Source organism: Aliibacillus thermotolerans (assembly GCF_027853235.1).
GTDB lineage: Bacteria > Bacillota > Bacilli > Bacillales > Marinococcaceae > Aliibacillus > Aliibacillus thermotolerans.
In genome coordinates this window covers 80619-93050 of the sequence record NZ_WKJG01000100.1, presented here as the reverse complement: position 1 = coordinate 93050, position 12432 = coordinate 80619, and the positions used below count along the sequence as shown (strand labels likewise).

11 protein-coding genes are annotated in these 12432 nt (G+C 35.1%); 9 read left to right on the top strand and 2 right to left on the bottom strand.

What is annotated here, in order from left to right:
• The 7 genes from GJS40_RS13890 to GJS40_RS13860 form a co-directional block, all read left to right on the top strand.
• Positions 1 to 565: IS256 family transposase (locus tag GJS40_RS13890; protein ID WP_270898450.1), on the top strand; the 565-nt coding region annotated here is incomplete at its 5' end.
• Between the two features lie 339 nt (positions 566 to 904).
• Entirely contained in the window at positions 905 to 2119 is a 1215-nt protein-coding gene (locus GJS40_RS13885) for a TnsD family Tn7-like transposition protein (protein WP_270898455.1), read from the top strand.
• Between the two features lie 76 nt (positions 2120 to 2195).
• A protein-coding gene (locus GJS40_RS13880) for an IS3 family transposase (protein WP_377901708.1) occupies positions 2196 to 3331 on the top strand; the annotation gives its coding sequence in 2 pieces (ribosomal slippage) (positions 2196 to 2430 and positions 2430 to 3331; 1137 coding nt in all).
• 725 nt (positions 3332 to 4056) lie between these two features.
• A complete protein-coding gene (locus GJS40_RS13875) occupies positions 4057 to 5085 on the top strand; it encodes a DUF3307 domain-containing protein (protein ID WP_270898448.1) in 1029 nt (342 codons plus the stop codon).
• A 35-nt stretch (positions 5086 to 5120) separates the two neighbouring features.
• On the top strand, positions 5121 to 6206 hold the full coding sequence (locus GJS40_RS13870) for a hypothetical protein (protein WP_270898447.1): 1086 nt from the start codon (positions 5121 to 5123) through the stop codon (positions 6204 to 6206).
• Positions 6196 to 7893 (top strand): ThiF family adenylyltransferase, encoded by a 1698-nt coding sequence (locus GJS40_RS13865; protein WP_270898446.1) that lies wholly within the window; start codon positions 6196 to 6198, stop codon positions 7891 to 7893. Before GJS40_RS13870 ends, GJS40_RS13865 begins: the two co-directional genes overlap by 11 nt.
• Positions 7886 to 8344, top strand: a complete 459-nt coding sequence (locus GJS40_RS13860) for a Mov34/MPN/PAD-1 family protein (RefSeq protein WP_270898445.1) — start codon at positions 7886 to 7888, stop codon at positions 8342 to 8344. The genes GJS40_RS13865 and GJS40_RS13860 overlap by 8 nt, the downstream gene beginning before the upstream one ends.
• Before the next feature lie 520 nt (positions 8345 to 8864).
• Here GJS40_RS13860 and GJS40_RS13855 read toward each other — a convergent pair.
• A complete protein-coding gene (locus GJS40_RS13855; protein ID WP_270898444.1) occupies positions 8865 to 10352 on the bottom strand; it encodes a glycine betaine uptake BCCT transporter in 1488 nt (495 codons plus the stop codon).
• Between the two features lie 163 nt (positions 10353 to 10515).
• Here GJS40_RS13855 and GJS40_RS13850 point away from each other — a divergent pair, with 163 nt between their 5' ends.
• Together GJS40_RS13850 and GJS40_RS13845 are read left to right on the top strand one after the other, a co-directional pair.
• The gene (locus GJS40_RS13850; protein WP_333723948.1) at positions 10516 to 11331 is read left to right on the top strand and encodes a polysaccharide deacetylase family protein; all 816 of its coding nucleotides are present in this window, start codon (positions 10516 to 10518) and stop codon (positions 11329 to 11331) included.
• Positions 11332 to 11392: 61 nt separating this feature from the next.
• The gene (locus GJS40_RS13845; protein ID WP_270898442.1) at positions 11393 to 11671 is read left to right on the top strand and encodes a UPF0223 family protein; all 279 of its coding nucleotides are present in this window, start codon (positions 11393 to 11395) and stop codon (positions 11669 to 11671) included.
• Positions 11672 to 11812: 141 nt separating this feature from the next.
• Here GJS40_RS13845 and GJS40_RS13840 read toward each other — a convergent pair whose 3' ends face one another.
• Positions 11813 to 12430, bottom strand: a complete 618-nt coding sequence (locus GJS40_RS13840; protein WP_270898441.1) for a YktB family protein — start codon at positions 12428 to 12430, stop codon at positions 11813 to 11815.
• Between the last annotated feature and the right edge of the window lie 2 nt (positions 12431 to 12432).

Sequence of the window (12432 nt, the reverse complement as noted above, 5' to 3'; positions counted from 1 at the left end):
AGAACTCATCCACTCCCTACATGAAAGAGGAGTAGAAAACGTCCTCCTTTTCATTTCCGATGGGTTGCCAGGGATGACGGATAGCATTCATCGTGTCTATCCAAAGGCGAAGCATCAAGTGTGTTGTATACATGTCGCTCGAAACATTTCCAGTAAAGTACGTGTAAAAGATCGTGCAGCCATTCTCGATGATTTTAAAGCCGTTTACCAAGCAAAAAACCGTGAAGAAGCTATAGAAGCCTTAGAACAAATGCAAAGCAAATGGGAAAAGCCTTATCCACGTGTCATTGAATCAGTGATGAACAATGAACAGATTCTAACATTTTATGACTTCCCATCTTCCATACGTCGCAGTATCTACTCGACAAACTTAATTGAAGCTTTTAACAAAGAAATCAAACGATATGTCAAACGCAAAGAACAATTCCCGAATGAAGAATCCTTAGAACGCTTTCTCGTGACACGGTTTCTAGACTATAATCACAAGTTTGGCATGCGTTGTCATCGGGGGTTTGAAAAGGCCAAATCAGAATTGATACAGATGTTTGAAGCACTGGAAGATTAAGCTCTAGCATCAATCCGCCATCCTTGACCTTGTTTGCGGTCGTGGTAGTGTGTACGTTGGCGGATGGGAAAAATAAAGCCCTTGCAGGGACTTCATCCGCACACCGAGCGTACCACGACCGATCTTTTCTAAGTTCTCGCTGGCCGGGTCCCTGAACCCAACCAGCAAGAACTAAGAAAAGGCACAAGGTCAAGGACAAGCAGCTACCGCTGTGGCTCTGTGTTTAACCTAGAGATAGAAGTTTTATCAACTAAAATAAGCAGGCTAACTTTTCTACCGGAAATAGGGTTATTTACACAAAATTATTGACACACCCTATTTTCATTAGGCAGAGAGGAAATATTAGAGAAATATCTAATATTGATGGCGATGAAAGGTATAGCTTTTCCTATAGCTAAAAGAAAAAATCACTTGGGAGAGCTATTAATAAACTACTATTCAGAAGAAGTTCTAGATATCTTTGATTCTTCCAACCTCTCTTGGTTGGATTATGTATTTTCCAAAAATAGATTTAAACGAATCCATCCATTAAGACATCTCTTATTAATGAGAAGTTTAGCTGGTTCAGTAAAGGAATTTTTCGAAGGAGAATATTCATACGAACCATTCGGTAAGGGTCCATGGATTTGTATGAATCCATTATCTGATCATTATTTAGAAAAACGTGTCAGTCGGGTTGAAATTAGTGTTCACAATGGGAATAGGGAGATACAAGGAGATTTTATATGCGAGTGTGGTTTTGTATATCGGCTCCGTAGTTGGGAAAGCAGTCCATTAGAAGTTCAGCATTTTAGTAATAGAATTATTAAAAAGGGGACAGTTTGGGAGACAGAGTTTTTAAAGCTTGTTAATAGTGGAGCATCTATGAATGAGATAAGTAAGAAAACGCATTTAAGTAAACATACCATCAGAAAAATACTGAGAGAAGGAGTAGTGGATCCCATCCAGAACAACATAAGGAATATACAAAAAATATCATTAGAGAATAGGGAACAAAAAACCAAAAATTATAGAAAAATTTGGATGAAGCTAAGAGAAGAGTTTCCGCTTTATTCTAGAACAGAGTTAGCACAACTCGACAGAGCTGCCTTTACTTGGTTACATAAATTTGACAAGGAATGGCTAGAAGCAAATTCACCTGCTTCAAATCATGGTAAGAAATTAAAGACAGAAGCTGAGTATTATCGAGATGACTTAATGCTATTAGAGATGGCACAAACAGTGTTCAACAAGTGGTCGGAATATGAAAAAAATCTTGGAAAATTAATGAGGAAATCTTATTGGTCATTTTGTGAAATTATAGGGTCTACCCATCGTCTCTTGCGAAAAAAAGATTACTATCCTATGACCGTAGATTTTATTAAATCAGTCGAAGAGTCAGTAGTAGAATTTCAGAAAAGGAAGGCAAAACATGTACTAGTCACTCACTTTAAAGATAGTTATGTTACAAAATATCAACTTACTGAAAAAGCAGGAATTAGAAAAACAATTAAACCGGAAACGGAAATTTTCGTGGAAGAACTAATTAAAAAACATAACAGTTTGCTTAAGTAGTAGATGTAGTATAGATTTATGGACACAACTTGGTTAAGTCATTAATATTAAACTAACGAAAGGTTGTGTCCGAATCATGAGTCAAAAACGGTATAATCAAGAATTTAAACAAACAGTAGTTGAGCTTTATCGCTCAGGCACTCCAGTCAGTCAACTCTCTAGCGAATATGGTGTTTCAGAAGTAACGATTTATAAATGGATTAAGCAACTCTCTCCAATTGAATGTGAACAGGAATTAACTTTGGCTGATATAGAAGCCATTCAAAAGGAAAATCTTCGATTAAAACAGGAGATCGAAATCTTAAAAAAGGCTATGACCATATTCGCGAGAAAATAGATGAGCAAGAACTGATTGACTTGATTACAAAAGAAAGCGAACATCATCCAATCCAAATGATGTGTCGTGTTTTAAAGATGCCTAAAAGTACGTATTATCAATCGTTTCACAAGAAGCCGAATAGCTATCATGTCGCCAACGAACAACTGCTTGAACGAATTCGAGCAATCCATAAAGAAAGTAAGGGTCGTTATGGGGCCCCTAAAATCTTTGAAATACTTAAAAAAGAAGGCTATACAGGTAGTATCAATCGAGTTCAACGTTTGATGAAACAAGCAGGCATCCAATCATGTATTGTAAAAAAATTCCGCCCAACACCAACACAAAAGCCCGTAGAAGAACGAGAAAATGTATTAAATCAAGATTTCACTACAACAACAATCAACGAAAAATGGGTAGCTGATATTACATATGTCCATACGCTTCGTGATGGTTGGTGTTATCTAGCGTCCGTTCTTGATTTACATACAAAAAAAGTGGTCGGATATAAATTCTCTCGTAGCATGACAACAGAAATTGTGCTGGAAGCACTTCAGAATGCGATTCAAGATCAAAAGCCCGATCCTGGTCTTATCGTGCATACAGATTTAGGAACACAATATACAAGTGAGGCCTTTCAAAAACTACTAAAAAAACATGAAATGGTTCCGTCATTTAGTCGAAAAGGATGTCCATATGATAACGCTTGTATTGAATCTTTTCATGCCATATTGAAAAAAGAAGAAGTGTATCTAACCAAATACGAAAGCTTTGAGACAGCGAGAATTGCGTTATTTCAATTCATCGAAGGTTGGTATAATCGCAAACGAATTCATGGAAGCATTGGTTATTTGACACCGGATGAATACGAAAAAATGTGCCGAATAGCAGCGTAAAACATGGGGTACAGAACACTTCCCCCTTCACATTTTTTTGGCACAACAGCCATGGGTTTATTTCTCCACGTCCCAAGTAGATTGTCAAAGGCTCTTTTCACTTTGACAATCTACTTGGGACATGGAACAATCCATGAATGGTTGTTGTGCAAAAAAACTTAATCTTTTTGTGTCCAAAAACTTGACGTAGATCCATAGTATACATGAAAACGGGAATAATTAATAAAAATTACTTTGAGAGATATGCAAAAGGTACGGTTATCATCAATTATCTTCGAGGCTCTAAATAAAGTTGTTTGTATGAGGGGGAATAAAATGAGACTATAAAGCGCGGTTGAAAGAATAAGATAATATCTAGGTTCAACCGTGTTTTCTATTTTTAGAGGGGATTGGGCAGGGGCATATCATGTAACACAGTGTATAAATTAATATTCAGTAAAGAGAAACCCTTATTTTCTTTTGGTACACTTTTGGATTTTTGGGTAACCCCAATGAATATAGGATTATTAAAGAGGAAAATTTGTATATAACATTTTAGATGGACAGATTTTTCGACTCTCTATTACCTTATCTTTCACAAAGAGCATGCAAGAACTGTTTTTTATTCATAATAAATTCCATTTTGTTTGTTAATATTTCGAAAAATGTAATTTTTTATGATAAAATAAACTATAGGTTTATTCATGGTACTCTGTTTAATAACTATCTAAATAGGGGATTGATGTATGAGTAATCAAACTTTAGAAAATGATATTAAAAGAGAAAGCCAGTTTGAATTTTTAAAAGAGGCAATTAATGATACTCAAAATACAATCCGATTTATTGATTCTAAAGGAAGCGCTGTAATCGTACTATGGTCTATAGTTATCGCAGCGTTAGTAAGCACTTATGATAAATGGATAAAATGGCTTCGTCAATTCTATAAGGACGAGGGGCATTTGGAGATATTATTTGTTACCCTGATACTCTTAGGAATGGCAATTTGTTTCATTTTAAGTCTTTTGCTAGTGTATCGCACACTGTTATCAAATAATTCTCCTGTAGAACATCTAAAACTCGATGAAGTTAAACTAAAAGAAAACTATTTTATATTTTCAACAGATAATAAAATGAGTTTTTTTGACCTCTTTAGACGAAATCCCAAAATAAAACTTAGAAAACCAACAAAAGAATTTATTTTAAATATTAAACAACTAACAGATGAACAGATCATTGAAGAAATGGCAATTGAATTACAAAAAGTTTCTTCTATACGGTTAATAAAGTTACAAAGAGTAAATAAGGGAATTCTATTTTTTTTAATCTTTATTGTACTTCTTACTATTTTAATTGTTTATTCACTGATATCGAACCTTATTCAAGTTACAGATTTTAGATTTTTTGATATTTCAATCAATGTTGAATTGTTTATTTATCTTTATTTAGGCCATAAGATAGGGGATTATCTTTTACAATCCGATAAACAGGCAAAATCAAAACAAAACTCTTGGTATTATTTACTAGTTCATTGTGCTATCTATTCTTTATCAGTTATTGCAGTTCCTTTTATTTTTATGGGTTATTTTAATTTGGCTGCTTTATTTTTTGTATTTATAACACATGTGGTAATAGACCAAGGGGCATTGCTTCATTTTTGGATGAAGTACATAAAAGGCATTAAAGATCCTGACTCTGAGGAAGTAAATATCGTTAAGTTAGAAGTTGATCAGACTTTTCACTATATTGTAATTGGTATTATTTCAATATTAGGATAAATCTGTTAACGAGATGCTTAGTGGAGGTGTTTATCTTGACTAAGAAAGTGAATTTGTCCAAATTTATTCGTAATAACAGGAAATATGATATAAAAACCAACCCGGTTGACGTAATTTTTGGAAGAATAACAAAAAGCTTTTTCAATGAATCTCAACAGAGAGAAATTGATCAAGTAGAGGATATTATAGAACAAGAATTGAATGAAGATTTTACAATCGGAGGTCACCCGAAGTATGATGAATTATTAAGTAAGGTTAAGTCATATGAAGATTTTAGTGTTTACAGAGTTAGTGATGTTAAGTTATGTTCGATTTTTGTAGATTTAAGAAATTTTACAAAGCGAGCTTTGTTTATTGATTCAGCAAATGTTGAAACAATAGATGACATTGCAAATTTAAAGCAAAAAGCAATATCCACTTGGATTAAATTAGCCAGATATTATAATGGGCATATCCATTCAATAACAGGCGACGGTCTGATGGTACTGATGGATAAGTTATATGAAGAAGACGATGATTGGACAATTGGGGCAAGGAGTTTATTATTTAGTTTAAGAGTGTTGGAGAGCGCAGATATTTTAAATGATTACTTAAAAGAGTTTTTAAAAGAAAGAGGAAAAGAGCAGTATGCTAATAATCCTCACAATTTAATTAATATCAAAATTGGTATTGAATATTCACCTAAGACTTTGATGAATCCCCAAGGGGTTATTGTTAATGATAAAGGTGAAAATAAAGCTGTAGGAGAGGTAAAGGCAACTTCGTTTGAAGTTGATTTTTCTGCGAAAGTACTAAGTGAATATAAGAATGCTTATAATGGTTTAGATGCTAATGGTCCTAAGAACAATCGATTAATCATGTTTGGTAATCAGTATAAAGAATTGATGCAGTTTTTAGATAGTGAAATTGAAGTGAAAAAAGTCGCTTCTTATGAGAGAACAATGTATGATGTACCAGAAACTAGAGATATATACTCGCTTGATACAAAACCTATTAAAAGAAATATACTTACTATCGAAGATGTGGCTGATATATGTGATGTAGAAGAACAGAATGAAGATTTTGCAAGGGCATCCATCAAAGCTTTACAAGATAGCGGTGAAATAAAACATGGAAACTAAAAAAGAAATTTTAGCTGAGTTTAAACGACTCGGCTTTTCTCTTATTGACGAGAACACAGTTTTTGGACCCATTACTTTTGGTGAGATATCCATTGAAGTTACAATTTGTATTGATCAAGATTTTCCTTTTAAAACCCCAATTATTTTTTTAGAAACTATTTCTGGAAAAAAAGAGCTATATAAAAATATACCTTATAAATGGAGACACTTAGACGAATGGGTATTGAGCCAAAATCCAAGTGATTCAAAGTTTACAATATGCTGTCTACATAATTGGGTTCCTCGAGAAAAGAATAATGCCAGATTTATTTGTGATCGAATTTATAGTTGGCTTAAATCAAATATAACAGAGACTTGGGTTCCAGAAGAAGATTTACCAACTTCAAAAATTATACCAAAGCAGGGAACGGCTGCAAGATTAATTTTAAGTAATGAATTTATAGAATCCTGTATGAAAGAGTTAAAACCAAAGGAAAAAAAACTTTATAAATTAATCCATTCTAAATATAAATTTAAGGGTACAGGAGCAACTTCGAGAAATGGTGTGGTTTCAAATAAATATGCTTTAGATGATATTGATTTCAATAGCCCCTACATTTATTTTTTCTCAGGTGATAGGGAAACCAGAAGTACATGTCTAGATTATCTTAATATTAAAAAATTAGATACAGAGTTAAATCATGCTGATTCTCTTGTGATTCGTCTTCCTTCGCAGGCTCGATTTAAAACGCTATATCAATTGTTAGAATATCTAAGAGTGAATGAATATATTTCTTCGAAGCTAATTAGGGAATATAACAATTTACCTATAGTAGTTATTTTTAGAGGGGATAAAGGGCGTACAGAAGTTGTATCGTTTCTTTGTGATAAAGAAATATTAAATCGGAATGGAAATATGAAGGTTCAAATGATCAGCATAGATACGATACCTAAAAGACAAACAGAGATAGGATTAAATGTAGGACTGATAGGAGTAGGGTCACTTGGCAGTAACGTTGCAAGGCTCTTGGTTAATAAAGGAGTAAAAACTTTATACATGTCTGATCATGATATGTTAAAGCCAGAAAACTTAGGTGGACATATCTTACCCTCAGTGTTTTTATATGCAAACAAGGCTAATGCTGTTGCTAATTATTTAATGCACCACTTAGTTAAAGAAACAGAGATATACTCTGGTAATAATGATGAGGAAGTTTTTGAAAAGGCAGATCTCCTTGTTGTAACTGTAGGTGATAATGAAGCTTTTAATATACTTGCTTTTAATAAGCTGCAAAGTTACGAAAAGCCAATTATTTGGGCTTGGGTTTCACCTCATAACATTATTCACAAAATGGTAATAACATCAAAAAAAACAGGTTGTCTCAACTGCTTCTTTTTACTTGAAAAGAAAAATGAAACACTAAGACATATTAACGAAAAAGCAAATGAAGAACTTTCTAAATTGGATATATCCTATATTGATTTATGCGGTAACCCACATACTGTATCATTCCCTGAGCGCATGGTAGAATTTGCAGCTAAGATTGTCGCTACTATTAGCCTTTATGCAAAAACTAGGAGATTTGAATTTGACTATTTGGTTGATTACTGGGATGTCAATACATCTATTCCTAATACTTTTACTGGGCTGTTAAATGTTGAAAATGAGTGTGGATGTGAAGGTAAAGGGAGAGAAAATAATGTATAGCTTTTACTTGGAGATGGATGTTTTTAGTAAGCTCTGTTCAGCAACAAAAGATAATCCTATGATAGAAAATGGAGGACTGCTTTTTGCTAAGTTTAAGCCTAAAAAGTTAATTGTCACTGATGTTGTCAATGTAGGACCTTTGAGTAAAAGAAATAAGTATGAAATAATTTTTAATAAAGAGGAACTTCTAGCACAAGCACTAAAACTAACAACAAATGCACGATATTTTGTTGGTACATGGCATTCACATCCATCTAATGCTTCTCTCCAACCTTCTTTGGTGGATTTAACTACGATGAAAAATATTGGGAAAAATCTAGTGAATGCGTATCCGCCTGTTTTTCTAATTGTAAAATACGCAAATAATGAGTTTATTTTTCAGGCTTATTCATTAAATAAAAAATTGGAAATCATAGAAATTAGTTTTGAAAATATGCTTAACTTTAGTTAGTACTTATGATTTTTAATAATTGGTATATTAGAGTGATTAATTATTTATTGAAATTATTGAATTGAAACTAACTCAGTTGGATTTATTGAAACAATCAATTCTTGGTAAAAGCCTTGTGCGGTGAATTTGGCACAAATGATCCAACAGACGAAAATGTAATCGATCTTCTCAAGGAAGTTTTGTAATCCAAATAAAGGAATTTGAGTATACAACAATTTTGTCACGTTTTAATTGATTGATTCAAAAAATTGTAAAATCAGTATACAACTTTTTTGTTACACCGTTCATGTTTCTGAACGGTGTTTTGCTTTTTCAACGGACTTTTCAGTATACAACTTTTTTGTCACTTAACAGAAGACCTCTTGGAGGGTGGAGTGACTGCTGGCATAAGAAGATAAGCTATTCACGGAAGGAAGTCTTGCGTTACCCATCTTAATTGAACCGCCGTATACGCGAACCATACGTACGGTGGTGTGAGAGGACGGAGGTTCATCACCTCCTCCTACTCGATTCTCCTTATTCACTGTTTCCCTTCTTTTCGCAACGCTTTTAACAATGAGAAGACAATCATAATCATAATAATTGTAAAAGGTAATGCAGCGATAATCATCGCGGTTTCCAAACCACCAAGACCTCCAAAATATAACAAGACAGCGGCGGCAGCGGATTGAATGACACCCCAAATGAGCTTCGCTGATAATGGAGGATTTAATGTACCGCCGGTTGTTTGCATTCCTAACACGAATGTAGCAGAATCAGCAGAAGTTACAAAGAAAGAAATGATTAAGAGTATCGCTAATATAGTTAATAAAGGTGACAATGGGAATTGATCCAGCAATGTGAATAAAGCAATTTCATCTCCAAATTGGGACATTTTTTCATACAATATGCCACCAAGTTCACGATCGGTATAAATACTAGTAGAACCAAAAACAGAAAACCAAAAAGCACCAAATAAAGTAGGCACGAGCAGAACTCCGAGTAAAAATTCCCTAATTGTTCTACCTCTTGAAATGCGGGCAATAAACGTTCCTACAAATGGTGACCATGCAATCCACCATGCCCAGTAAAAAATAGTCCAACTTTCTAACCAACCTCTGTCCCCCCGGAATGTAGCGGTGCTGAAACTCATGGTTGGTAAATTTTGAATATATCTTCCAATGGTCGATGTAAAGACGTCTAAAATGAAAACAGTCGGTCCAACAATTAAAATAAAAATCATTAATCCGACCGCTAAATAAATGTTGTTCATGCTTAATATACGAATGCCTTTGTTTAGCCCACTTACGGTAGAAGAAACGAAAAGTATCGTTATCACTGCAATGACGATCAGTTGGGTTCCAATGTTATTAGAAATGAAATCAAATGTGTGACTAAGTCCTCCCGTGACTTGTACCGCCCCTAATCCGAGGGAAGTGGCGACACCAAAAATCGTGGCAAAGACAACAATAACGTTCACGATGACCCCGATAGGACCGTCTACTTTATCTCCGAGCAACGGCCGTAAAACCGCGCTTAAAATTCCTGGTGCATTTTGGCGGAAACTAAAGTAAGCAAGAGATAAAGCGACGATTGAATATGTGGCCCATGGATGAATACCCCAATGGAAAAAAGAATATTGGAGTGCTGCCGCTGCCGCTTCTCGTGATTCAGGCTCTTGTACAGGAGGCGCATAATAATGGTACAACGGTTCTGCGACACCCCAGAACACTAATCCGATTCCCATTCCGGCGGTAAACAAAAAGGAAAACCACGTAAAATAATTGTATTCTGGTTTTTCATCAGGCTTTCCTAGGCGAATATTTCCGTATCGGCTTACTATTAAATAAAGAGAAAAAATAACAAAACCAGTCGCCGATAATAAATAGAACCAGCCGAGATTGTGAGAAATCCACCCTTGTATCGTACTTAGCGTACTTTCAGCATGTTCCGGTAGTGTAATCCCCCAGATGATAAATATAAGCGCAATTGTAAAGGAAATATAAAAAACAGACGTTAATTTCTTCAAGTGAATGAGACACCACCTTTTCGTAGTAATATTATTGTTTGCAAAAATAAAGCATACATACGAGAAAGATAACATACTTATCATTCTGTACCCAAAGAATGTGACAAATAATCCAACCTTTCCCGTTATTTCTGTTAAAATGGACGTGGAAAGGAGGAAAATGATGAGAATTTTACTACTTATTGTTAGTGCGATGATGCTTATTGCTTGTAGTGACAATACTTCAAAAAGTACAGTAGATTTAAGTAGTGATGATGTAGAACAGAAAGAAACAGAGCAAGAAGAAGAAAAAAACGTAAACATGCATGAAGAAGGAGAGACGGATGATACCGAAGAGGAAACTTCTCCTGCTTTTACGATTGATTCGAGTAATTGGACACTTCAACCAACCGAAGAAACCGATCAAAAATACGTACTGCTGACGATAGACGATGCCCCGGATACATATGCACTTGACATGGCACGAATATTAGCAGAAGAAAAAGTACCAGCAATCTTTTTCGTCAACGGCCATTTTTTGTCCGATGAGGACCAAATGGAAGCGTTAAAAGAAATCGCTCGTCTTGGGTTTGAGATTGGCAATCATACGATGACCCATGCGAATTTGAGTGAACTTTCTACAGAAGAGACAGAACAAGAAATTTTGCAATTGAATGAACTCATTAAAGATATTACCGGAGAAAAGCCGCAATTTTTTCGCGCTCCATTCGGGATGAATACAGACGCATCCAAAGAGATCCTTGCAAGAGAAGGGATGATATGGATGAATTGGACATATGGTTATGATTGGGAAAAGGAGTTTATGGAGAAGGAACCGTTAGCAGATATCATGGTGAATACAGACCATTTAGTGAATGGGGCGAACTTGTTAATGCATGATCGAGAATGGACGAAAGAAGCCCTTCCACAAATTATTTCCGGATTAAGAGAAAAAGGATATGAATTTGTTGATCCGAGCATGATAGAAACGACGGAGTAGTTCATGTCTTTTCAACAGACACATATGATGAAATAAAGTGATAGGAGTGGAGGTGGAGAGGATGGAAGAAGAAATCCAAATGCCGATATCTATGGATTGGAATCGAGAAGAAATTATCGATGCAATTAACTTTTACGAAACGATTGAAAAAGCGTATTATAAAGCAGTCCCTCGGGAAGATATTTTATTTTTATATCAACGTTTCCAATCGATTGTTGGTTCGAAAAGTGAAGAAAAACAATACTTGCGTGAATTTGATCAAGCAGCAGGGGTATCTTCTTGGAAAACCATTCAAAAAGCACGACAGGCGAAAGAAGGAGAAAAGATTAAAATGACTTGACAAGCGGAGGAGCTTTTTCTGCTGTTGGAACTGAAACTATCGTGGAAGCACGTCGATTGTTGCAAGACATGCTTCCACCATTCGTTTGGAAGGAAAATATTGGCACCATGAATCTATTATTTTGTACGTTTCTTCGTTTGGTCATCCTTCAAGAGATAGTTCGTACAAAGGGACCAGCTGTTCAAAAGTAACGATGGCTTCATGTAAGAAGTCTTCGCCACGGGAGAGAAGAGGGTCATCTTTATCAAACGTTTGACCGAGCAGGAATTCTCCTTTTTTCACATCACGGAAACGAGTTAAAGCGGATTCGATTGTTTCTTCCTTTAAAGGAAGCACATCTTTTTTTGTATGGTCGATCGAAAGCACGAACGAATGTGGAAGAGATCTTATCAGATGTTTATTTTCCATGAACTTCTCCGCAATACTTTCTTTTTTAGGTAGTTCGTAAATGTATGCAAGCCAAATAAACACATGACTATCAAATAAACCGATCTCAAAATGAGGATGTTTTTTATACCCTCTTTTATTATCTGCCACCGCCAGCCACGTGTCATTCGGTGGATTTTTTGTTCTGCGGGCATGCTTTGCGATATGTAGATACATTTCTTTTTGCAGCATGAGAGAAAGCTCTTCGGTAACATATGGACCAATTTGTCGGAATTTCGGTTGGATACGCTCTTGAATCGCTTGCATACGAGCTTCTAATCCTTCTATTTGAAAAGTTTCAAAATCTTGTGGATGAAATCCTTGAAAGGTCATCA

Bases quoted from the DNA above. Each gene is read 5' to 3' on its own strand.
- GJS40_RS13840 (WP_270898441.1), bottom strand. From the start codon at position 12,430: ATGACCTTTCAAGGATTTCATCCACAAGATTTTGAAACTTTTCAAATA.
- GJS40_RS13860 (WP_270898445.1), top strand. From the start codon at position 7,886: ATGTATAGCTTTTACTTGGAGATGGATGTTTTTAGTAAGCTCTGTTCA.
- GJS40_RS13850 (WP_333723948.1), top strand. From the start codon at position 10,516: ATGAGAATTTTACTACTTATTGTTAGTGCGATGATGCTTATTGCTTGT.
- GJS40_RS13865 (WP_270898446.1), top strand. From the start codon at position 6,196: ATGGAAACTAAAAAAGAAATTTTAGCTGAGTTTAAACGACTCGGCTTT.
- GJS40_RS13845 (WP_270898442.1), top strand. From the start codon at position 11,393: ATGGAAGAAGAAATCCAAATGCCGATATCTATGGATTGGAATCGAGAA.
- GJS40_RS13875 (WP_270898448.1), top strand. From the start codon at position 4,057: ATGAGTAATCAAACTTTAGAAAATGATATTAAAAGAGAAAGCCAGTTT.